The organism is Halotia branconii CENA392 (assembly GCF_029953635.1).
GTDB lineage: Bacteria > Cyanobacteriota > Cyanobacteriia > Cyanobacteriales > Nostocaceae > Halotia > Halotia branconii.
The window spans coordinates 1,143,959-1,165,557 of record NZ_CP124543.1 but is presented as its reverse complement, the minus strand read 5'-3'; the positions used below and the strand labels follow the sequence as shown (position 1 = coordinate 1,165,557).

At 39.7% G+C, this 21,599-nt stretch carries 21 protein-coding genes; 9 read left to right on the top strand and 12 right to left on the bottom strand.

What is annotated here, in order from left to right:
- Window positions 1-146 precede the first annotated feature (146 nt).
- The gene (locus QI031_RS05275; protein ID WP_281484158.1) at window positions 147-356 is read right to left on the bottom strand and encodes a TOBE domain-containing protein; all 210 of its coding nucleotides are present in this window, start codon (window positions 354-356) and stop codon (window positions 147-149) included.
- A gap of 212 nt (window positions 357-568) precedes the next feature.
- Window positions 569-1,609 carry an adenosine deaminase gene (locus QI031_RS05270; protein WP_281484157.1) on the bottom strand — a complete coding sequence of 347 codons (1,041 nt, stop codon included), beginning with the start codon at window positions 1,607-1,609 and terminating at the stop codon, window positions 569-571.
- 308 nt (window positions 1,610-1,917) lie between these two features.
- Here QI031_RS05270 and QI031_RS05265 point away from each other — a divergent pair, with 308 nt between their 5' ends.
- The gene (locus QI031_RS05265) at window positions 1,918-4,170 is read left to right on the top strand and encodes a glycoside hydrolase family 10-like protein (protein WP_281484156.1); all 2,253 of its coding nucleotides are present in this window, start codon (window positions 1,918-1,920) and stop codon (window positions 4,168-4,170) included.
- 20 nt (window positions 4,171-4,190) lie between these two features.
- Here the strand turns inward: QI031_RS05265 and QI031_RS05260 are convergent, their stop codons facing one another.
- The 4 genes from QI031_RS05260 to QI031_RS05245 form a co-directional block, all read right to left on the bottom strand.
- Window positions 4,191-5,804, bottom strand: coding sequence for a hybrid sensor histidine kinase/response regulator (locus tag QI031_RS05260; RefSeq protein ID WP_281484155.1), 1,614 nt, complete (start codon window positions 5,802-5,804; stop codon window positions 4,191-4,193).
- 203 nt (window positions 5,805-6,007) lie between these two features.
- Window positions 6,008-6,616, bottom strand: a complete 609-nt coding sequence (locus QI031_RS05255; protein ID WP_281484154.1) for a chemotaxis protein CheC — start codon at window positions 6,614-6,616, stop codon at window positions 6,008-6,010.
- A 6-nt stretch (window positions 6,617-6,622) separates the two neighbouring features.
- On the bottom strand, window positions 6,623-6,988 hold the full coding sequence (locus tag QI031_RS05250) for a response regulator (RefSeq protein ID WP_281484153.1): 366 nt from the start codon (window positions 6,986-6,988) through the stop codon (window positions 6,623-6,625).
- 172 nt (window positions 6,989-7,160) lie between these two features.
- Window positions 7,161-7,433 (bottom strand): IS1/IS1595 family N-terminal zinc-binding domain-containing protein, encoded by a 273-nt coding sequence (locus QI031_RS05245; RefSeq protein ID WP_281484152.1) that lies wholly within the window; start codon window positions 7,431-7,433, stop codon window positions 7,161-7,163.
- Window positions 7,434-7,564: 131 nt separating this feature from the next.
- Here QI031_RS05245 and QI031_RS05240 point away from each other — a divergent pair, with 131 nt between their 5' ends.
- The 5 genes from QI031_RS05240 to QI031_RS05220 all read left to right on the top strand — a co-directional run bounded on the left by QI031_RS05240 (window position 7,565) and on the right by QI031_RS05220 (window position 13,943).
- Window positions 7,565-9,709 carry a chemotaxis protein CheA gene (locus QI031_RS05240; protein ID WP_281484151.1) on the top strand — a complete coding sequence of 715 codons (2,145 nt, stop codon included), beginning with the start codon at window positions 7,565-7,567 and terminating at the stop codon, window positions 9,707-9,709.
- Window positions 9,702-10,160 carry a chemotaxis protein CheW gene (locus QI031_RS05235; protein ID WP_281484150.1) on the top strand — a complete coding sequence of 153 codons (459 nt, stop codon included), beginning with the start codon at window positions 9,702-9,704 and terminating at the stop codon, window positions 10,158-10,160. Before QI031_RS05240 ends, QI031_RS05235 begins: the two co-directional genes overlap by 8 nt.
- A 16-nt stretch (window positions 10,161-10,176) precedes the next feature.
- On the top strand, window positions 10,177-11,481 hold the full coding sequence (locus QI031_RS05230; RefSeq protein ID WP_281484149.1) for a methyl-accepting chemotaxis protein: 1,305 nt from the start codon (window positions 10,177-10,179) through the stop codon (window positions 11,479-11,481).
- Between the two features lie 558 nt (window positions 11,482-12,039).
- Window positions 12,040-13,101, top strand: coding sequence for a protein-glutamate methylesterase/protein-glutamine glutaminase (locus QI031_RS05225; protein WP_281484148.1), 1,062 nt, complete (start codon window positions 12,040-12,042; stop codon window positions 13,099-13,101).
- Window positions 13,101-13,943, top strand: a complete 843-nt coding sequence (locus QI031_RS05220; RefSeq protein ID WP_281484147.1) for a CheR family methyltransferase — start codon at window positions 13,101-13,103, stop codon at window positions 13,941-13,943. The genes QI031_RS05225 and QI031_RS05220 overlap by 1 nt, the downstream gene beginning before the upstream one ends.
- 289 nt (window positions 13,944-14,232) lie before the next feature.
- Here the strand turns inward: QI031_RS05220 and QI031_RS05215 are convergent, their stop codons facing one another.
- The 6 genes from QI031_RS05215 to QI031_RS05190 all read right to left on the bottom strand — a co-directional run bounded on the left by QI031_RS05215 (window position 14,233) and on the right by QI031_RS05190 (window position 18,369).
- Window positions 14,233-14,862: a Uma2 family endonuclease gene (locus tag QI031_RS05215; protein WP_281484146.1), complete on the bottom strand. Its 630-nt coding sequence runs from the start codon at window positions 14,860-14,862 to the stop codon at window positions 14,233-14,235.
- A gap of 8 nt (window positions 14,863-14,870) precedes the next feature.
- Window positions 14,871-15,506 (bottom strand): Uma2 family endonuclease, encoded by a 636-nt coding sequence (locus tag QI031_RS05210; RefSeq protein ID WP_281484145.1) that lies wholly within the window; start codon window positions 15,504-15,506, stop codon window positions 14,871-14,873.
- Window positions 15,507-15,656: 150 nt separating this feature from the next.
- Window positions 15,657-15,944 (bottom strand): hypothetical protein, encoded by a 288-nt coding sequence (locus QI031_RS05205; protein ID WP_281484144.1) that lies wholly within the window; start codon window positions 15,942-15,944, stop codon window positions 15,657-15,659.
- 37 nt (window positions 15,945-15,981) lie between these two features.
- Entirely contained in the window at window positions 15,982-16,383 is a 402-nt protein-coding gene (aroH, locus tag QI031_RS05200; protein ID WP_281484143.1) for a chorismate mutase, read from the bottom strand.
- A gap of 100 nt (window positions 16,384-16,483) precedes the next feature.
- Window positions 16,484-17,305, bottom strand: coding sequence for a signal peptide peptidase SppA (gene sppA / locus QI031_RS05195; protein WP_281484142.1), 822 nt, complete (start codon window positions 17,303-17,305; stop codon window positions 16,484-16,486).
- Window positions 17,306-18,072: 767 nt separating this feature from the next.
- A complete protein-coding gene (locus tag QI031_RS05190; protein WP_281484141.1) occupies window positions 18,073-18,369 on the bottom strand; it encodes a hypothetical protein in 297 nt (98 codons plus the stop codon).
- A 500-nt stretch (window positions 18,370-18,869) separates the two neighbouring features.
- On the opposite strand from QI031_RS05190, the gene QI031_RS05185 reads away from it, so the two are divergent.
- The 3 genes from QI031_RS05185 to moaA all read left to right on the top strand — a co-directional run bounded on the left by QI031_RS05185 (window position 18,870) and on the right by moaA (window position 21,589).
- Window positions 18,870-19,667 carry an MlaE family lipid ABC transporter permease subunit gene (locus QI031_RS05185; protein ID WP_281484140.1) on the top strand — a complete coding sequence of 266 codons (798 nt, stop codon included), beginning with the start codon at window positions 18,870-18,872 and terminating at the stop codon, window positions 19,665-19,667.
- Window positions 19,668-19,798: 131 nt separating this feature from the next.
- Window positions 19,799-20,188 carry a hypothetical protein gene (locus tag QI031_RS05180; RefSeq protein ID WP_281485937.1) on the top strand — a complete coding sequence of 130 codons (390 nt, stop codon included), beginning with the start codon at window positions 19,799-19,801 and terminating at the stop codon, window positions 20,186-20,188.
- 414 nt (window positions 20,189-20,602) lie between these two features.
- Window positions 20,603-21,589 (top strand): GTP 3',8-cyclase MoaA, encoded by a 987-nt coding sequence (moaA, locus tag QI031_RS05175; protein ID WP_281484139.1) that lies wholly within the window; start codon window positions 20,603-20,605, stop codon window positions 21,587-21,589.
- Window positions 21,590-21,599: the final 10 nt, after the last annotated feature.

The following is a 21,599-nucleotide window of genomic DNA, read 5'->3' as shown; positions in this document are numbered from 1 at the left end:
ACTAAAAGCAAGACAAATAATGCTTTTTTTGGTATATTGTTGGTATTTTATACAATTAAAATCTCAGAAATTGAGTGAAATAACCTTAAAAATTAAAAAAAGAGCGATTTAATCGCTCCGTTTTTAAATGATTAAAAAAAATGTCTTTAGTCGATGGCAACCATTACATCTGATGATTTGACCACAGCGTATACTTCTTTGCCTTCACTCAGTTGCATATTCTCTACTGATGACTTGGTAATAATTGCAGTTACCTCTACTCCAGATGCAATTTCTATGACTACCTCATCATTGACAGAGCCAACTTGAATCTTTTTGACAGTACCTTTGAGAGCGTTACGAGCGCTAATTTGCATATTACTGAGCTTCCCTGGTAATTTCGTGACTTAAAATTGATGGTAGCATTTACCAACTTTTAAAATTATAGTGAATACCTTAAAAGTTGGTAGTTTTCACATGAAAAAGATATGATGTTATTAGAATATGAATCTCAACAAAATAGATCTTTTTTTGCCCAACAGCGATCGCACATCAAAATACCATTTAATTTCGTCTTGTGATACTGGTTCTAATTGACTGCCAAAACTTTAGGTGCTTCAGGTTTCAGCAACCCACTTAAAAGGGATGCAGGAGGTTGACTATAAGGCCAAGCAAAAGCATGACGGAAAGCTGCGTTTTGACAAGCTTGCAACTGTCCAAAACTAATAATGTCGTAAGTCAAGAGATTTTCGTACTCAAAAGGTAAACGTACATTGTGCAAACCAGCGTTATCGGTGCAAATAGCGATATCTACCCCAGCATCAAAACAACGGTCAAACACTAACTTAAGTTGACGGATATCTTCTAAAGTGCCTGTTTTGAGGTAAGTTGTCGGACAGACTTCTAAACATTGGCCGCGTTTTGCCACATCTGGCAATAACTCTGGATATAACAGAGGAATTTGGATGCCGTGACCGATTCGCATCAGATAAGGTAACAATTGCGGGTAGCAACCAGCCGTAGTTTCATAAAGATGTCCCGTAGTATTAACACCTAGCGATCGCGCATAATCATACAAGCTGATCCATTCGTCTAAACGTTCAGCATAATAGCGATCGCCTCCCGCGACATCTATCCCACAGACATACTGTTTATTTTGGGCTGCCAAATCAATAATTGCCCGATTTACCTCTAATGGTAAGCGGGTGTGCATACAGAGAATTTGGCTAGTGACAATAGGATATTCTGGCAGATGACTAGCTTTTCCGACAACTTCTACAATTTCTGCCATCTGATCAATGCGTTCAGACTGACTGAGATGATCAGGTGTCCGTAAATAAGGAGTGTAGCGCAGTTCCAGATAAGCCAAATTTTCAAAAATATAAGCACCCCGTAGCAAACGATAGATAAAGTAAGGCAACGTCTCTACAGTTTGTACACTTTCTACTAAGGTATGTAATTCTAGATATTCATCGAGAGTATTGCGCGATCGTGTATAAAAATCTTCAAATGCTGGATAGTCTGCAAAACTAGAAATCAACTCAGATGAGTGTCTCTCGAAATATCGCCATAATACACGCGGCACAACCGAACCGCCTAGGTGTCGATGTAATTCAGCATATAAAGCCATAATGATGTTTTTTTATAAAAAGTTTATTAATTGTAACAAAAACAAAATTAGAAAAAATCTACACTCCAAGAAAGATTCTATCTAAGCTATTAAATTTTCAAGGGGTTAGCAACAACCTTGGGGCTTATGGGATAGGGCATTGGTAACTTCTTCTCTATGCCCCATTCCCTATTCCCTATGCCCAAAAACTACATCCCCTAGTGGGTGGAGTTTTTTATTTTATTGACACAAATAGACTTATATTTTCTTCTATAACCTTGATATGGAATTAAATATAACCAATCATCCTCATTTAGTAAGCAGAAGTAATGACAACTCAGTTTTGGAAAAAAAGCAGAAAAATTAATGTAACTCTAACTAACTTGCTACACCTAGTGTTTAGTAAAATCACAGGTTTTTGCCAGCCATCATTTTTTATGGATCAAAGTTGGTGGCTTTCAAGGAAACGTCTACTGCAATCATTGTGTCTTATATCATTTGTTGCGGTATTGCTACTCCATACTTCTGCCCCTATCGTTGCCCAACTACCCCCGCAACCTCGTCAGGAAATTCGGGGGGTGTGGCTGAGTGGTAACGATTTTAGTGTTTTTAGAAATCGCTCAAAAGTGCAAGCGGCCATGAGCCAACTGCGACAGCTAAACTTTAACACTGTTTATCCTGTCGTCTGGAACGATGGCTATACACATTACCCCAGCGCCATCATGCAAAAAATGGGTATTCCCTTTTTTTTCAAGGGAATAGATGGACAAGATGTAATTGCAGACATTATCAGTCAAGCCCGTAGCCAAGGACTACTAGCAATACCTTGGTTTGAATTTGGTTTCATGGTTCCTCTAACTTCGGAACTTGCATCCCAGCATCCAGATTGGCTGACACAAAAGCAGGACGGTACTCAGACTTCAATTAGTGCTGCGGGTGAAGTGGCGTGGTTGAATCCGTTTCACCCTGAAGTACAAAAGTTGATCACCGAACTCGTGATGGAAGTCATTACTCGATACAATGCTGATGGCATTCAATTGGACGACCATACGAGTTTACCCGTAGATTTTGGTTACGATAAGTATACAATTAATCTATATACTCAAGAAACTGGCAATCCTCCCCCACCTAATCCCCAAGCCCAAGCATGGAAAAAATGGCGGGCTGATAAAATTACTGCATTCATGGTAGATCTCTACCAAACCGTGAAAGCTCAAAAACCGAACGCTATCTTTTCAATTTCTCCTGTTGATTCTGACTACGCCTATAAAGTGCAAATGCAAGACTGGCTCAACTGGGTAAGGTTGGGTATTGTTGATGAGTTAGTCATGCAGGTGTACCGAAATGATTTGGACAGTTTTATCGGTCAAATCACCCGCCCAGAAATTTTAGAAACCCAAAAAATCATCCCAACTGGTATCGGTATTTTAGCGGGGTTACGAAATCGCCCAGTTTCTCTATCACAAATCCAACCCCAAGTGCAAGCAGCGCAACAACGGGGTTTAGGTATCGGCTTTTTCTACTACGAAAGCCTTTGGGATATCGCACCCGAAGAAGTAGCACAACGACAATCAGCATTTGCGGCTCTTTTTAAAAAACCAGCGTTGCGCGATATTTCTCAAAATACACCCCGCCAGCCAACTTTTGATACCATATCCCTACCTTTATATCCAAAACCTTCTTTAGGTAAACGTGTTCGCGGCTATTTTTTGGAAGTAGCAGTAGCAAATGGTCAACCAAAGCGGATTTTATTAGATACAGGGTCAGCAGGGTTGCGAGTTCCTAAGGAGTTTTTAGGTAATGCTCCTATCCGCAGAACAGGACAAAACATCAAGGAGGTATTAAGTGATGGTACTATTCTAGAAGGGGAATTAGTTTATACTAATGTCCGATTTGGTTTGCTTCCCGCCACAGAACCAGTGCCGATACAGGTTGTTACTAGTCGCCAATGTACTCCCCAAAAACCTAAGTGTTCAGCAAAAAGTGGTGTGCCATTTTCTGGCATTATTGGTGTCAACTATTTTGAAAAATCCCTTCCTTACAATCCGTTGAGAAAATTACCGGGTAATCTGAGTAACGGATTTATCGTGACTGTAAATGGTGGTAATAATAAAAATGGTAGTCTCATTCTTGGTTTAACTGCTGAAAATCAAGCAGGTTTCAAAACGGCTTCTTGGAGTCAACAAAGCGAAATTAGTGGTGTACCCGGTAACAGATGGGACTCTCGACTGAGCAAAGTTTGTTTAACTATTGCTGGGAGTGCTGCGAAAAATTCTTGTAATAGCAGAATGATCGTTGATACTGCAACCATTAATGGTTTAGCTGAATTTAAGACAGCAGCTACAGCAGGTAAACTCAAACCAGGAGTATTAAGTTCAGCAAATGCTGTGAAGATAGCAATTAATGGCGTTTTTGATTATAATTTGACCCCAGGAACACGCGAAGGATTTAATCGCTGGAGTTTGAGTGTTTCACCACAGGCAGAACTTCCTATATTTGTCAATTCTGGCATCGCATTTTTTGATAAATATGATGTACTTTTTGACCCAGTCAATGGTAAGCAGGGTTTTCGTAGTCTTTAACAAATGAGAACTAGTGGACTTTAGATTTTCATCAGTGTAGCGATCGCAGTTACCAGTTTTGAAGGATCGGCCGGTTTTGCTATGTGCATTTGAAATCCGGCTGTGAACACTTGTTTTTGTGTTGTTTCGGCAGCATAAGCAGTCAAAGCGATCGCCGGAATTTGTCCACCTTCACTAGCAGGCATTGCCCGTAATTTTTTAATCAAAGTGTAGCCATCAACTTCTGGCATCCCTAAATCGCTCAATAATATATCTGGTTTTGACTGGGCAATTGCCGCGAGTGCTTCATTCGCCGATGCAGCGATGTTTACGCTTGCTCCCTGCTGTTCCAATAAAAAACACAAAAACTCACGAGTATCAATATCATCATCCACAACTAACACCTCTATCCCCTTAAGTGGAGCATAAAGCATACAAAATGGATAAGAGTCAGATAAATTGCTATTTTCTCTTTCTAATTCCAGATTTTGTTGTAGCACTGGTACACAAACCGTGAATGTCGCACCTTGTCCTTCTCCAGGACTTTGCGCCCGAACTGTACCGCCATGTAACTCGACAAGTTGGCGTACAATCGCTAAGCCCAATCCCAATCCACCAAAACTTCGGGTTGTACTACTATCAGCTTGACGGAAATACTCGAATACATAAGGTAGAAATTCAGGACTAATACCTTTACCCGTATCAGTAATTTTCAGTTGTACCTGAGAATCAATCTCTATTAAATCTACTGATATTTCTCCGCCGGATGGTGTGAATTTAATGGCGTTCGAGAGCAAATTCCAAACAATTTGTTGCAGACGGTTTTTATCACCTTTTACCTGACCAACTCTTGTATCTAAATGCAGATTAATTTGAATTAACTTTGCTTCTGCTGCCAATTGTACTGTCTCTAAAGCAGCTTCAATAATCAAAGCAAGATTAACAGTTTCTAAATTCAGCGCTAGTTTACCTTGGAGAATCCGAGAGATATCCAACAAATCTTCTATTAACTGAGCCTGGAGTGTGGCATTTCGTTCAATAGTCTCAATGGCGCGCAGAGTAGTTGCTTCATTTAATGAACGGTTTTTCAATAGTTTTGCCCAACCCAAAATCGGATTGAGAGGAGAACGAAGTTCATGAGAAACAATTGCCAAAAATTCATCTTTAATGCTGTTTGCTTTTTCTGCAACTTCTTTTGCATGTTGACGTTCTTGAGCTATTGCTAAAGCCTGATCTCGTAAGTTTTTATATTCATGAACTCGGAATGTTAAATCTGTTAAATCTTCAATTGAAAATAAAGCATAAAACCCATCTTCATCCAGTGCAGGTACAGCAGTTACAGTTGTATGTTGAATGCGATATTTATTTTGGAACAAAGGTACAGGAATGACATATTTATGCAGTTGGGAAGAAAAAATTGTGGGAGGTCCACCTTGGAAAATTTGAGACAAACGACTAGAATAACGTGATTGATTCAGATGAGGAAAGTACTCATAAATGGAAGTTCCCAAAATTTTATTTTTGGAAATTTTTGTCCATTCTTCTAAGCAGCAGTTCCAGAATAAAACAATATAATCAGACTGTAGAACAAAAGCTCCTAAAGGAATTTTATCTAAAAGACTAAATTTTTCCTGAGCCTGTTCAATTATACTCATTGTTTTTACATAAAATTTTAACTAATCACTCAAATGCTAATTCACTACAATCTTATGTTCGGCAGTACATTTCAGTCAAAGAAAAGCTGATGAGATAGTTATATTTAAGTTGAAAACTGCTGAAAAATCAGTCCTAAATAATGCTTGACGTATAGTTTGAGTAATGTCTGCTTTGATACAGTCAATTATACTAATTTCTATATCTACCATATTACTCCCATTTCACCGTTAATCGCATTGATGAGTGCATCAAATGTGCCTACCTGAAAAATTAAAATAATATCTCCAATAATTTCTAGTTGTTCAATTGTGAATCTGGCTTGTGCTAGTAAAATTTTTGACTGGCTTTCATGTGCAGATAACAATAAATTTTTAATTGTATCTTCTAGATAAACAGGCAGTGTATAGTTGATATGCTGCTTTAACACATTACTGAGCGAACCCATCACTCCATTAATCACAATGTTACCTATCTCGCTTAATGTTCCAATTTTTACTGCATCTAAATCAGCCGAGCCAGGCTCTTCGCCTGTAAGCACTGCAACCAGGGTTGAGGCGCTATCAGTTGGAAAAATTAAGCCAGCAGTACCATAGAAAGAGCCTGTAAAACCTAGTTTTACAGATGCCAAAGTATCATCATGAAAACGTGTTGCTAATTCTTGATAAGCATCTTCAGCAGTTAACGCTTTCACAAACGGAATCTTCAGATGAATATGAGAGTCTACCATCTCATTTAATAAACTTGCTGCTCGACCAACTCCAATATTAATTAACTCTTGTAAGGCATCCAGTTGTTCTGCTGTTACATTCATGAATACTTATTCCTTGGTATTAAGAACTTGCTGGACTGCCTCTCGTAATTCTTGTTCTTTTGGCGGCTTATTAATAAAGTTGACTGCCCCTAACTGATAACTTTGATTGCGTGCCCCTTCTTGAATATCGGCTGAGATGATAATTGTAGGAATTTTTAAGTCTTTTTCTTGAAGAGATTTAAGAAATTCAAACCCATTCATTTCTGGCATGAGAAGATCTACTAATACACAATTTGGTTTGTGTTTGTAAACCATTTCTAATCCCTCACGTCCATTAGTAGCTTCTAGAATTTCATAACCATCGACTTGCAGAAATTTACGAATCATTCTGCGAGAAAAGGCTGCATCATCAATAATCAAAACCAATGCCATCGGCTTTGCCCTTTACTTTGTATAATTCAGCAATTGTTAATTTTAAGTCAGATAGCTTATTTTTTTAATAAAATTAAATATCATTCAACCACATTCTAATTAAGAATGATGCAAAAATAGTTAAGTTTGCTGAAACTATAATGACATTATAGTATAGGTAAAATTTAGAATATTACTTATTGGAAATACTATCTAGTCCCTCTCTAGCTTTACGGAGCCAGTGCAAAATTGTAGTGTGATGAATATCTGTCACTCGCTCAATTTCTCGCAGACTCATACCATTGAGATGCATCTTCATACATATCTGCTTGACATCGTTTGAATAACACCAGGGTTGGTAAAATTCGAGAAACTGACGGCCACATTTCTTACACTTGTAGCATTGCCTGTCTTGACGACGACCATTCTTGAAAGTTTGAGTTGAATGGCAACGAGGACATTGCATATCTCTTACTTTCTAATTGAAGATAACCATTATCCTTTCAGCATTGAAAAACTTAAACATCTATCCTAAGAGAGATATTAGTGGACGATAAAATTAGATTAGCATAAACATAAAATATAAATATCTGCACAATGGAGTTAACCGAAATTGATGATGATATAGAAGCATTCCTAGTTGAAAGCTATGAAAATCTGAATCAAATTGAACGAGATATTATTGATTTAGAAAAAGCATCAGTTCATAAAGAAGCATTAGCTCGTACTTATCGATCGCTCCACACATTAAAAGGAAACTGCGGCTTTTTACCGTTCCCAAAATTGGAGTCAATTGCTCATGCTGGGGAGAATTTGCTGTCATGTTTGCGCGATCGCCAGCTAGTAATTACCCCGCAAATCATCAGTGCTTTACTGCAAACAGTTGACAGCATTCGGCAGATACTATCGCAAATTGCCACTACAAAACAGGAAGGCGATCGCGATTATTCTGTACTGATCACGATTTTGAATCAATTGCAGTCACAGGGAGAGAATACGCAAGCAGCAACAACTGATGAGTTTATTGATCTTAATAGCGAATTTTCGCCAGTCTCCAACCTGACAGCATCTCCTCATATTCGAGTGAATGTAAATTTGCTAGATCAGGTAATCAACCTTGTGGGTGAAGTTGTTTTAGCCCGTAACCAACTAATCGGATTTAGTACCAAATTTAAGGATAATAATTTTGCTGCTACCTGCCAGCATTTGAGCGTAATTACCTCTCAGTTGCAGGAAAAAGTGATGAAAACTCGCCTGCAATCAATTAGTACTATTTGGCAAAAGTTTCCACGCGTCACACGAGATTTAGCAACTGCCTCCGGTAAACAAGTACAGATTGAAATGGAGGGAGCAGATACAGAACTCGACAAAAGTATCATTGAAGCCATTAAAGATCCTTTAACTCACTTAGTACGCAACTGCATCGATCATGGCATTGAGTTACCAGCAGAACGTGTAGCTGCTGGTAAACCAACCCTAGGGCGACTATTTTTGAAAGCTGTTCACGAAAGCGGCAAAGTCAATATTGAAATTGGCGATGATGGTCGTGGTTTAGATTTAGAACAACTCAAAAAGCGATCGCAGCAACTTGGTTTAGTCAGCGCTGCCCAAGCTGCGGCTATGAGTGATTTTGAAGCCATCAACTTGATTTTCCTACCCGGCTTCTCCACAGCACCACAGGTGACTCACCTTTCTGGACGAGGGGTAGGGATGGATATTGTCAAGAGCAATATTGAAAAAATTAACGGCACAATTGAAATTGATAGCCAGCAGGGACAAGGAACAACATTCAAAATTAAAATTCCGCTAACCTTAGCCATTATTCCCGCCTTAATTGTTACCAGTGGCGGCGATCGCTATGCTATTCCCCAAGCCAATTTACAAGAACTAGTACGCCTCGAAGCCCAAGCACAAAATACGATTGAGATGTTTTATGACGTACCTGTATATCGCTTACGGGGTAATCTTGTGCCATTGGTTTACCTCAATCAAGTGTTGCAGCACCAAAATAGTGTTACCGACTTGGAAATTCTTAGTCTGGTAATAGTGCAAGTTGATAACTATCGATTTGGCTTAGTCGTAGACACCATTGAAGACATCCAAGACATTGTAGTCAAACCTCTGGGAAAACAGTTAAAAGCCTTATCTTTATTTGCTGGAGCGACGATTTTAGGAGATGGCACAGTCGGGTTAATTATTGATGTTGGTGGTTTAGGAAATGTATCTGGTATAACAGCAAAACAAAAGCAACAATTATTGAGTGAGAACACCACAAATAACCAAGAACAGACAAGCGATCGCCAAACCATTTTATTATTTGCAGGGCCAGAAAATGCACCTATGGGCATTCCCCTGGCGATCGCTTTTCGGCTAGAAAATATTCTTAGTTCTGCTGTCGAGAAAGTGGGCAATCAGTATTTCGTGCAATCATATAGTAGAGTCCTGCCACTGATTGAGCTTGACAAAGTATTTTCCCATAACCATCAGCATTACCTGGATGATCAAGTTGCCCAGACACTCCAGATAATTATTGTCTCCCCCAATTCAGAACTGAGTGTAGGGCTAATAGTTAATCGCATTCTCGACATTGTCGAAGAACCCCTAACAATTAAAGGTGTTGCTAGTAGACCAGGCATTGCTTTTTGTGCTGTAATTCGAGGTCAAATTACCGAAATTCTTGATATTGAGGCTGTAATTCGCATTGCTAACCCTCATTTACTGCAATTGACTACTCATGGTTGAACAACAAATTTGCACCTTTTTTCTCAAAGAAGTTTATTTTGGTATTGACGTGCAACATGTTCAAGAAGTAATTCGCCCCCAAGCAATTACTCATATACCTTTAGCCCCCTCAGATATTTGTGGGCTAATTAATTTACGCGGACAGATTATTGCTGTGATCGATTTACAAGCTCGATTAAAAATGAGCGAACCGCAGACGCAACTAACTACAAAACCTGTAGATCAGCCAGAGGGATTTAATATGATTGTATGTGCTGACGATGAAGTAGTTAGTCTGCTTGTCGATCAAGTTGGAGATGTTTTGCAGTTTCCTCAAAACACACTTCAACCTCCGCCCGCCACATTAAAAGGTAGAATGCGTCAGATGCTAGCAGGAGCTTATCCTCTTTCAGATGGGTTTTTGTTAGTTCTAGACCCTAAAAAAACTTTAAATGTTAATTTAACCGAGTAATTGAGGAGGCTTTGCAATGACTACAAATCGGGCTGGAAAAACAGTCAACTCCAAATCTTCCTCGGTGGATAGTACAGATCCGCAGCCAACGGATGATCATGTCACAAAAGAGCAACTGCAACCATTACTATTAGCATTGAAAGCGGTAAAAAATGGTGATTTTAGCGTCCGTTTACCAGTCGAGAATCATGGACTAAGTGAAATTGCCTCGGTCTTTAATGAATTGGTAAGTTTAAATCAAAACTTTACTACCGAAGTTACTAGTTTGGCATCCGAGATTGGTACAGAAGGAAAGCTCGGTTTTCAAACTGTTGTCAAAGGAGCAGGTGGAAGTTGGCAAGAATTGCTCGACAATTTAAACCAAATGTCTGTAAATCTCAAAGAGCAAATCAAAAGTATTAACGAGGTGACGCTAATTGTTGCTCAAGGAAATTTATCCCAGCAAATCGAAGCACACAATGCCGGAGAATTTAAGGAAATTACAGATAATGCCAATCAAATGATTAGCAGTCTCAAATCTTCTATCAAACAAATGGCAGAAGTAGCAACAGCCGTAGCATCTTCTTCGGAAGAACTGACCGCAGCCAGCAAAGAAATGACTGATAACGCCGAACAAACAGCTGAACAAGCTACCTCTGCATCTGCCTCTGCGGAACAGGTAAGTCTGAATACCAGTACAATCGTGACTGCGATTGAAGAAATGAATGCTAGCATTCGAGAAATTGCTAAAACTGTTACCGAAGGTGCAAAAATCACCACCGAGGCAGTAAAAACCGCCGATCGCACTAACGAAACAATTAATAAACTCGGTCAAAGCAGTATTGAAATTGGCAAAGTCATTAAAGTTATTACCTCAATTGCTGGGCAAACAAACTTACTAGCGCTTAATGCCACAATTGAAGCGGCGAGAGCCGGGGATGCTGGTAGAGGCTTTGCTGTAGTCGCCAACGAAGTCAAAGAATTAGCTAAACAAACAGCAAATGCTACTGAAGATATTAGCCAGCGAATTGAGGCAATTCAAACTGATACTAAAGGTGCTGTTCAAGCCATTACCGAGATTACTAGTATTATTAATCAAATCAATGACCTCCAAAGCACGATCGCCAGTGCTGTCGAAGAGCAAACCGCAACTACTAATGAAATTGGTCGAAATATTGCTGAGGTAGCTAAAGGAACATCAGCTATTGCTAAAAATATTGGAATTGTGGCACTCAATGCTCAAAGTACAACTACTGCTAACAGCAATACCTTAGAGGCAGCTACAGAACTATCACGCATGGCAGCAGATTTACAGAAAGTTGTCAACAAATTCAAGTATTAATTTAGTCAAAGTAGCCCTTTCCAGTGTCATTACGAGCGAAGCAAAGTAATCGCGTAATCTCGTAGTTTTTACGATTGCTACCCTACGGGAACACTTCGTGAACGTCGTTCCTCCTCCCAATGACAGCGTTGCAGCACAATTCAACAGCCGAGAGCTAAACGATGAAACCTAGTTTTAAGTAAGATTTTAAGACTTATGTGTACATCGTAGCCCCTTGAAAAGCTACGGTGTACACACAAGTTGCTGCATTGACATTGTGAATGCATCGCTTGATATTATGAATGTATCGCTTGACATTGTGAATGTATCGCCTGACATTGTGAATGCATCGCCTGACATTGTGAATGCATCGCCTGACATTATGAATGTATCGCTTGACATTGTGAATGCATCGCCTGACAGTGTGAATGTATAGCTTGACATTGTGAATGTATAGCTTGACATTGTGAATGTATCGACTAACTCTAAAAGACTTGTGTGTATCGCAGCGCCTTTTAGGAGAGGGAGAGGTTTGTCGAACTCACGTTAATTACAAATTAGGAAATGGTATAACTCCCAATGCCTAAAATCCGGGTACTCATTGTTGATGATGCAGTAGTGGTGCGGAGTCGCGTCAGTAAAATTTTATCGAGCGATCGCGAATTAGAAGTGGTAGGAGTCGCGGCTAACGGGCGCATTGCTTTAGCCAAAATTCCTCAGGTTAATCCCGATGTCGTCATTTTAGATATCGAGATGCCAGAGATGGATGGTTTACAAACTTTGTCTGCAATTCGCCAAAACTATCCGCATCTGCCAGTAATTATGTTTAGCACCTCTACTCGTACAGGAGCGATCGCAACTCTTGAAGCTCTCTCTTTAGGGGCTTCAGATTATGCGACCAAACCCAGTAATTTAGGAAGTGTAGAGGCGACAACCCAACACATTCAAAAGGAGTTAATTCCCAAAATTAAGGTATTTGGTGCATTTTCTACACCAATCACCAATGCTCATCCGATTATTTTTCCTGTTCACAGCAATATAGAGCAAGTAGATATTGTCGCAATTGGAGTTTCTACCGGAGGCCCTAATGCTTTGACTGTAGTACTCAAAAAGCTTCCAGCAGATTTACCAGTACCAGTTTTAATTGTGCAACACATGCCGCCAATGTTTACAAAGCTGTTAGCTGAGCAATTATCCTCTAAATGTCAAATCCCAGTGGATGAAGCAGTTCCCGGAGTCACACTCAAACCTGGACATGTCTGGATTGCACCGGGAGATTTTCATTTAGTTGTGCAAAGGGACAAAGATGTGGTTAGACTTGATACCCATCAAGCAGCCCCCGAAAACTTCTGTCGCCCTTCAGTTGATGTTTTGTTGCGATCGCTAGCGCAGGTTTATGGTGCGAGAGCGATCGCAGTCATCATGACGGGGATGGGGCAAGATGGATTGCATGGTTGTCAGTGTATCCGTGAAGCTGGCGGACAGGTGCTAGTACAAGACAAAGCTAGTAGCATAGTGTGGGGAATGCCTAGTTTTGTAGTTAATGCCGGACTTGCTAATCAGATTGTTCCACTTGACCAAATGGCAGATGAGATTATGTACCGAATTAGTTATAATCGAAATTCTATTTCAGGTCTGTAATGAAACAGACTATGGGTGTTAGTACGAATGACTTTGAATATCTTCGACAATTAGTTCACGAACATTCAGCAGTGATGTTGTATGGTGATAAAACTTATTTGGCAGAGTTACATTTACAACCAATTGTTGAATCAGTAGGATTCGCTTCCATTACTGAACTGATTAATTATTTGCGGACTCACCCTTTCAACAGTCTTCATGTCCAGACAATCGAGGCTTTAGTTACCAACGAAACCTCATTTTTCCGCGATCATTATCCTTTTGAAGCGCTCAGACAAATTATAATCCCAGAGTTAGTCAAAAACCGAGCAGTCGAGCGATCGCTGAATATTTGGTGTGCTGCTTGCTCCAATGGACAAGAACCATACAGCATCGCCATCTTAATTAAAGAACATTTTCCTCTGCTTACTAACTGGCCTGTACAGTTAATTGCTAGTGATTTTTCTACCAAAGTTTTAGCTCGTGCCCAAAAAGGACAATATAACAAACTAGAAATTAAGCGGGGATTACCCCAAAATATTCGTGATAAGTATTTTCAAAAGTTAGATCGTGATTGGCAAATTAAAGACGAAATTCGTCAGATGGTTGATTTCCGTCAATTCAATCTTGTGCAATCTTGGTCATCTCTGCCAAAATTTGATGTGATTTTTTTACGCAATGTTTTAATATACTTTGATATCGCCACCAAAAAAGCTTTGCTAAAAAAAGTTAAACAGCAATTAAGACCAGATGGTTATTTGTTTCTCGGTAGCGGTGAAACAACCATCAACTTAGATACATCATTCCGGCGAGTTTCATTTGATAAGGGTATCTGCTATCAATTGCACGATTGCATTAAGTAGTTGTGCTAAGTAACGTAAGTTCGATGGATTTGGAATAACCCTGCTTCCATTCATCTCCCCAACGCGGGACTATGGTGTACACACAAGTTTTCTAGAGTTGCCTAGAGAAAATTATCCCTCTTGTGTCACTCTCGGAAAACAATAATCGAAGCAAGATTCTGAAACTTTGATTGAATAAAGCTTTGAGCCTTTATTTTCTAACAGTAACTAAAATTTGTAGCCTAACCCTGAAGATTATAACTCTGAAAGGCTTTTAAAGATTGGCTTCTCCCAAAGTGACAAAACAGGGTTATTCTATATTGAAACTGACCCACTCTCTCACAGCTTTTCTCATCGCCCTTCTGCCCTCGGTGCGATGTTCTTCAATCAATCTTGGTAATTCCCGAATTGGTAAGTTAGGAAAAACTAAACTTGTTTCTGACTCTATATATTCCCCATTTTGTAAGAGATAAATCTTCAATTCTCCTAAGTCATAACACCAAATTTCAGGAACACCCAACCGCGCATAAATAGGAAATCGATTTAAAGATTTACTAGTAAGATCAATTTCTAATGCTAAATCTGGGGGCGGATCTTGGCTTAAATCTAAATCTAACCTACCCCTAATCACAGCTTCATTTTGGAAATAAAAACAATCATCTGGTTCTAAACCAGCCATGCGGCTTTCGCGCTTCCAGGTAGTTGAACCATAACTTTCATATTTTAAATCTAATTCTAAAGCTATATCTTCAATGGCAATGCTGATAGTTTTTTTATAGTATTCGTGTTCTGGTAAAGGTGTCATAATTTCCAAAGAACCGCAATCATAAGCTATTCTGGCAGCACGACACTCTCCAAAATCTTGTAAAATATTTTCAAATTGTTGCCAACTAATGTTGTAAAGCACTACTCTATCGGCTCGACTTTTAATAGCTATCATAATTATCTTTAACTTCCATAAATATTGAAACTGACCCACTCTTTCACAGCTTTTCTCATTGCCCTTCTGCCCTCGGTACGATGTTCTTTAATCAATCTTGGTAATTCCCGAATTGGTAAGTTAGGAAAAACTAAACTTGTTTCTGACTCTATATATTCATCATTTTGTAAGAGATAAATCTTCAATTCTCCTGAGTCATAACACCAAATTTCAGGAACACCTAACCGCGCATAAATAGGAAATCGATTTAAAGATTTACTAGTAAGATCAATTTCTAATGCTAAATCTGGGGGAGGGTCTTGGCTTAAATCTAAATCTAGCCTACCCCTAATCACCACTTCATTTTGGAAATAAAAACAGTTATCTGGTTCTAAACCAGCCATGCGGCTTTCGTGCTTCCAGGTAGTTGAACCATAACTTTCGTAATCTAAATCAAGGGTATCAGCAATATCTTTAACGAAATCACTAATGACCTCTTTATAGTGTTCGTGTTCTGGTAAAGGTGTCATAATTTCTAAAGAACCGCAATCATAAGCTATTCTGGCAGCACGACACTCTCCAAAATCTTGTAAAATATTTTCAAATTGTTGCCAACTAATGTTGTAAAGTACTACTCTATCGGCTCGACTTTTAATAGCTATCATAATTATCTTTAACTTCCATAAAGTTGAAATTACTATGCTTTAATAGAATATTTTACTTATATTTAAATATAAACTCATTACTCATATTTTTAATATTAATTACCCCCACCCTCAACGAAATGGGGTAGGGATTTTTGCTAACTGTTGACTTCAAATGTCAGCGCTTAGGCTTTGAGCGTAGATAATTTCAACATTGCTACCAAATTGTAATTTATCTAAAGATTCTGTAAAAAAGACAAAACCTTTGTATGCTGTCACATACTTGTAGATTTTTGTAAAAAAGCCTTCACTCGTGACAATTACAAGCGGCTGTTCACATTTGGAAATAATTGCCAGAAAATCCTCTAACTTCACATATACACCAGTTCCGCGGCCAGTGAAGATTTTCCCACCAATAGCAGTCGGTTGAGCAGCAGCGTCACCACCGTAATAGCTCATGTTGTGCTTATTTTTACGTATTATTTACGTAGCTATTTTACACTTTTGATTTAACTACTTGCTGTGATGCTTGTAACGACTGGGGTAAACTCCAGTCTGGACGCAAGTTAGCGGCGTGGCGCAAATATATGTGGTGAATTACAGACGAGGTGGGTAGGTTAGCGTGGATGAGAAACCGGATGCAACGTTGTAAGCTTCCCTTGACATGCATTTGCTGCACATCCAACATAGCTACATTATCCCAACCAGGACGCGCTCTGGCGATCGCCGCCGGAAAAATAGTATCAAGATCGCGTGTTACTGAGAAAGTCACACTAATCATATCCTTGGGCTGGATTTGATTTCGTTCTTCTAGTTCATCTAGTAATTCTGTCACCGCTTCTCGGATTGCTTCCACAGTATTTTCTGAAACAGTAATTGCTCCACGTATAGCCTGCATTTGCCAGTCCACGCCAAAATCCTCCTTAAAACAGAAAAGTTAGGAATTAGGTTTTAAGAGAACTTGAGAGTTACTCCTCACACCTAACTCCTCACTCATATTAGGGTCGATACAACCACAGTGGTAAACCACTAGTAGACATTTCAAATTCCAGCCAATCAATTCCAGATCCTACACCTGATGTTATCTGACGACTCCCTGGTAGAACTCTACTCAACAAGGGTTTTCGTTCTTCTAGGGTATAACATGGGGTTTTTTCAGGATCAAGACCAACCAGTTCTGCTGTCCAACGACGGGCATCTTCTTCGGTTCCCAGGCGATCTACAACACCCAATTCTAGGGCTTGCTGTCCTGTAAAAATCCTCCCATCAGCAAAACTTTTAACAGTTTCTACCCCCAAAGAACGCGCATCGGCTATGGTTTGTACAAACTGTTGATAACTGATGTCAATCAGCTCTTGCAAGATATCTTGTTCTGGTTCGGTTAGTTCTCGATCAAATGCCAAAATATCTTTGTAAGGCCCTGACTTAATAACCTTAAAGGAAACACCAATTTTCGCTAATAAGCGTTCCAAGTTATTCCCACGCAAAATTACACCAATGCTGCCTGTAATCGTACCAGGGTTGGCCACGATATGCCCAGCTCCCATGCCGATATACACACCGCCAGAAGCCGAAATGTTACCAAAGCTAGCAACAATTTTGATTTTTTCGCGTAATCGCTTCAGGGCGCTATAAATTTCTTGGGAATCTCCGACTGTACCCCCAGGACTATCAATACGTAGTAATAAAGCCGGAAACTTCTTTTCCTCCACGGTTTTTAGGGCTTCTAAAACACGTTTACGAGTCGCACTGGCGATCGCACCAGTAATCTCAATCCGGGCAATTTGTTTACGAAACTTGGACTTAAAAGGCCAAACCATGAGCAGTTCAAAAACCTCTATAATACACTCAATATAAAATGCCCAGCAATCAAACGATCTAACTTTGCTGAATTAGGGCATGGGGCATGGAGAGAAGAGGCAGAGGGGCAGAAGAGAAGTGCGGTCTTGGGGTCTCACGCCAGTCGCCTCAAGTCGGGAAACCCGCCCACAGCGCTGGCTCCCCAAGTGGAGCAACTTCGGGGGGCAGGGCGCAAGGGGGATGAAGAAAAATTAAGTAGTCGTGCAAAATTAAATTCATTTGTGGAGAGAGGGAACTCTTAACAGAGAAACAATCTGTGTAATTAATTCTGCTTAGGTACTTACCTCTTTCTCACTGTCTGCTTGTCTTTCCTGCTCTCTGCACCAACCTTAAAGCAGCAAGCTAATGAGAAAGTACCCAAAATTGATAATATCTGGGAATTTAACAAAGTTTTTAGATTTGCGTAGATGTATATTTGTTATTATTTCTGAACGTTAGTAAATTATTCAAACCTATCAAAGTAAACAAATATATAAAACTATAAAAGTTGATACACAACTCAATATTAGTTGGACTGTCATAACTTCAAGAAAATTGCACCTAAATCAGTCCATGCTGTCCTAGCACAGTCTGTAGTTTTAAGAACTAAGATAATTATTAAATATTTATTCGCGCAGTTCGATAAGTGAAGATTCAGCAATGCTGCTTCTTCGCTGTGTCAAGGTTTAACAGTATTTTCGACTCTTGATTCAGTTCATCAACGCCAACTGAATACATTCTTTACCACTTAAGAATCTATACGTAAGATTTGACAACGGTAATAAGCGTAAGTATCAAACAGTCCTCCAACAAAACTACAAGTTAAACTAATCACCAATAATCCGCGTAAAGCAGTTCCGCTGCCAAAGATGGAGAGAAAATGCGATATTTTATGGGCTATTGCTTCAGTCACTCCTTGTAGTACAGGAATATGACCCATTAAAGGTAAAAGAAGCAGTACGCCGCCGACTAAGAACATAGGAGCAGCAAAGCTGAAAATAATCGTAAGTACCAAGGAACGGAGAAAGTTAGTCAAAAGGTTCATTTAGAACAGGCTCCGTGAATAACATAAACAATGGCTCAGCAGCCATATTTCACCTTCTACAATACGTGCGATCGCTCCGTTCCAACCAAGATGTCAAAAATCTTAAGTTTTCGTTAAAATAAACCGTTACTTGTTACACCAGATGCTTTAAGCGAAAATCAGTTAAAAAATCTATCAAACCCTTGAAAAAGCAAGCTTTAATTCCATAAAATTCTGTTTTGTTATATTTAAGCTTGTTTAAGCACAACTTGATTTTTCTGAGAATCCGTTTAAAGTAAGTTAATGTTTTAAGCAAACCCAAGTGAAATCAAGAAATGGGAAGAAGTTATCAGTTACCAGTTATCACTGTTCACTGATTTAACCACCCATGAAGGGATGGAGTTTCCCGCCGCTTTCAATAAATTTTAGAGGGATTTTAATTTTTAATTTTTAATTTTTAATTCCCTGAAGGGGTTGACTTTCGTTATTCTTAAGGCAGTTACCGAGTTAGCTACAGAACATTGAGTGAGACTACATCCAAATCCAGTTTAGGACTATGGGGTCAACGGTTGCTGGCGGCAATTTTTTTGGGTGGACAAGTTATAGTTCACCTAATGAAGGGCAAAATCCACTGGCGCAATACCTCAGAGCAAATGGCAGCCGTTGGCCCAGATTCCCTCTTTATTGCTTTATTAACAGCTGTTTTTGTGGGCGCAGTATTTACCATTCAGGTAGCGCGGGAGTTTATCAACTTTGGTGCGGGAAATTTAGTTGGTGGAGTGTTAGCAGTAGCGTTGACTAGAGAACTAGCGCCCGTACTAACCGCAGTCGTTTTGGCAGGGCGAGTTGGTTCTGCCTTTGCAGCGGAAATCGGTACTATGCGAGTGACAGAACAAATCGATGCTATGTTGATTTTAAAAACCGATCCCATTGATTATCTGGTTATTCCTCGCCTACTTGCTTGCTGTTTAATGTTGCCCATTCTTACCCTTCTGTCTTTAGTAACAGGGCTTTCTGGGGGGTTGATCATTGCGACAAATATATACGGTATTTCCGATACGGTATTTCTAGACTCAGCTCGTAACCTGTTAGGGACTTGGGATATTTTCAGTGCCATGATTAAGGCCAGTTGTTTTGGGTTATTAATTGCTGTAATAGGTTGTAGTTGGGGTTTGACGACCACGGGAGGAGCCAAAGGTGTAGGACAATCAACCACTACCGCCGTAGTTACTGCCTTGCTAATTATATTTATTAGCAACTTTTTTCTTTCATGGATAATGTTTCAGGGAACTGGCAGCGCATTTGTGCAAGGGTTATGAAAAACTTCATTCACGATGAACAAGTCGCCACTAGACGGAAACTCAAAAACAGTTGCCTCAAATCGAGAAATCCCCAAGATTGGACTGATAACATTATCAAATTTGCTGCAACAAAGGTATTAAGAAAAAGCATGAAAAAAGCAATTATTGCCAAAATATTGATGACATTCTTAGGTTCGGTAGCTGCATTGACTCCAAATCAAGTCTCGGCTCAACTCATACCACAGCCTTGGGTTTCAGTCGGTGGAATAGATGGTGATATAACTTATGCTGTGGGAGCTAGAGCTTTAGATTTGGGGGTTGAGGTAGGAAGTGGGGCTGATGGTGCTACTGGAGTAGATGTTCTCAAATTTCTGAGTTTGCCAGTAATTTCACCTTATGTAGGACTTGGATATTATTCAGAAGATAAAGGTGTTGCAGTTTCAGGCGGTGTTCAAGTAAGCGCTACAGATAACGTTTTTGTCGGTGCTGGTTATAATTCTGTTCGAGGATTCAACGGTCAACTAGGAATAAAATTCTAATTTTTCTTGTAAAAATACGTCTAATACCGTTTTACTTTAAAGTTGATACATTGGGGTAAGCAGGGGAAGCAGGGGGAGTAAGAAAAGTAATTTGTATCAGTAATTTTGTGAAATGGTATAAGCAAATTGTAGATTTATATAGTTAATCAATTCCTCAGTTAACCCTCTAAGCTAGCTGAGGTTTTGATTATCCGGGTTTAAGTCATTACAGTTTGGGTCAAAAGAAGCGGGGAACAAGGGCTTGTTCCCTCTGCTCCCTGCTCCCTTTCCCTCTGCCTCTTCGGTGCGATCGCTATCAAATTCGCAAATATATTCTAGGCGCGTTAATTTAGAAGAACCCTAGAAAAATTAATATAGCAAGCAATTAATAAAAATCTTATCTTTTGTGTACAGGCTATAAAACCCATAACAAAAATGAATCAAGTAGATTATCTACGAATTAGCCTCATTGATCGCTGCAATTTCCGTTGTCAGTACTGTATGCCAGAGGGGGCAGAACTCAACTATATCCTCAAGCAACAATTATTAACTGACGAAGAATTACTCACCTTAATTCAAAAAGTATTTATCCCTGTAGGCTTTACCCGGTTTCGTCTGACTGGTGGAGAACCTCTGCTGCGTCCTCGTGTGGTGGATTTAGTCAAAGCGATCGCCTCATTTCCTCAAACACAAGACCTCTCAATGACGACCAATGGGTTTTTACTCGCTCCAATGGCGCAAAGTCTCTACGATGCTGGTTTACGGCGGATTAATATTAGCTTAGATTCTCTCGATCCAGACATCTTTAACCAAATTATTGGTAACAACGGTCGTTCTCGTTGGCAACAAGTCTGGGATGGGATTCAATCTGCCTATCATGTAGGATTTGACCCACTCAAGCTGAACGTAGTAATTATTCCCGGTGTTAATGACCACGAAGTTTTAAATTTAGCTGCTTTGACAATTAATAAACAGTGGCATGTCCGGTTTATCGAATTTATGCCTATTGGTAACTGGCAATTATTTGGCGATCGCGGTTGGGTATCTTCAGCCGAATTACGTCAACAAATCTGCCAGCGTTGGGGCTTGTCAGAATCTCAAGTTCGCGGTGCTGGCCCTGCTGATGTCTTTAAAATTCCGGGGGCGCAGGGAACACTAGGGTTTATTAGTCAGATGTCAGAGTGTTTTTGCGATCGCTGTAACCGAATGCGCCTAAGTGCCGATGGCTGGCTGCGTCCTTGTTTATTAAATGAGACTGGTCAAATTGACTTAAAAACTGCTTTACGTTCTGGTGTTAGCACTATGCAATTACAAGAACAGGTTAAAAAGTTATTGGCACTCAAGCCAGAAATCAACTTCAAACAACGCGATTCTGGTACAGCGGCTGCATACAGTCGTACTATGTCACAAATTGGCGGTTAGTCAGTCGTTA

Coding starts and splice junctions, on each gene's coding strand:
- aroH (WP_281484143.1), bottom strand. CDS start 16,383: ATGCAGGCTATACGTGGAGCAATTACTGTTTCAGAAAATACTGTGGAA.
- QI031_RS05220 (WP_281484147.1), top strand. CDS start 13,101: ATGAAACAGACTATGGGTGTTAGTACGAATGACTTTGAATATCTTCGA.
- moaA (WP_281484139.1), top strand. CDS start 20,603: ATGAATCAAGTAGATTATCTACGAATTAGCCTCATTGATCGCTGCAAT.
- sppA (WP_281484142.1), bottom strand. CDS start 17,305: ATGGTTTGGCCTTTTAAGTCCAAGTTTCGTAAACAAATTGCCCGGATT.
- QI031_RS05230 (WP_281484149.1), top strand. CDS start 10,177: ATGACTACAAATCGGGCTGGAAAAACAGTCAACTCCAAATCTTCCTCG.
- QI031_RS05240 (WP_281484151.1), top strand. CDS start 7,565: ATGGAGTTAACCGAAATTGATGATGATATAGAAGCATTCCTAGTTGAA.
- QI031_RS05245 (WP_281484152.1), bottom strand. CDS start 7,433: ATGCAATGTCCTCGTTGCCATTCAACTCAAACTTTCAAGAATGGTCGT.
- QI031_RS05225 (WP_281484148.1), top strand. CDS start 12,040: ATGCCTAAAATCCGGGTACTCATTGTTGATGATGCAGTAGTGGTGCGG.
- QI031_RS05250 (WP_281484153.1), bottom strand. CDS start 6,988: ATGGCATTGGTTTTGATTATTGATGATGCAGCCTTTTCTCGCAGAATG.
- QI031_RS05255 (WP_281484154.1), bottom strand. CDS start 6,616: ATGAATGTAACAGCAGAACAACTGGATGCCTTACAAGAGTTAATTAAT.
- QI031_RS05260 (WP_281484155.1), bottom strand. CDS start 5,804: ATGAGTATAATTGAACAGGCTCAGGAAAAATTTAGTCTTTTAGATAAA.
- QI031_RS05235 (WP_281484150.1), top strand. CDS start 9,702: ATGGTTGAACAACAAATTTGCACCTTTTTTCTCAAAGAAGTTTATTTT.
- QI031_RS05210 (WP_281484145.1), bottom strand. CDS start 15,506: ATGATAGCTATTAAAAGTCGAGCCGATAGAGTAGTACTTTACAACATT.
- QI031_RS05275 (WP_281484158.1), bottom strand. CDS start 356: ATGCAAATTAGCGCTCGTAACGCTCTCAAAGGTACTGTCAAAAAGATT.
- QI031_RS05265 (WP_281484156.1), top strand. CDS start 1,918: ATGACAACTCAGTTTTGGAAAAAAAGCAGAAAAATTAATGTAACTCTA.
- QI031_RS05180 (WP_281485937.1), top strand. CDS start 19,799: ATGAAAAAAGCAATTATTGCCAAAATATTGATGACATTCTTAGGTTCG.
- QI031_RS05190 (WP_281484141.1), bottom strand. CDS start 18,369: ATGAACCTTTTGACTAACTTTCTCCGTTCCTTGGTACTTACGATTATT.
- QI031_RS05205 (WP_281484144.1), bottom strand. CDS start 15,944: ATGAGCTATTACGGTGGTGACGCTGCTGCTCAACCGACTGCTATTGGT.
- QI031_RS05215 (WP_281484146.1), bottom strand. CDS start 14,862: ATGATAGCTATTAAAAGTCGAGCCGATAGAGTAGTGCTTTACAACATT.
- QI031_RS05270 (WP_281484157.1), bottom strand. CDS start 1,609: ATGGCTTTATATGCTGAATTACATCGACACCTAGGCGGTTCGGTTGTG.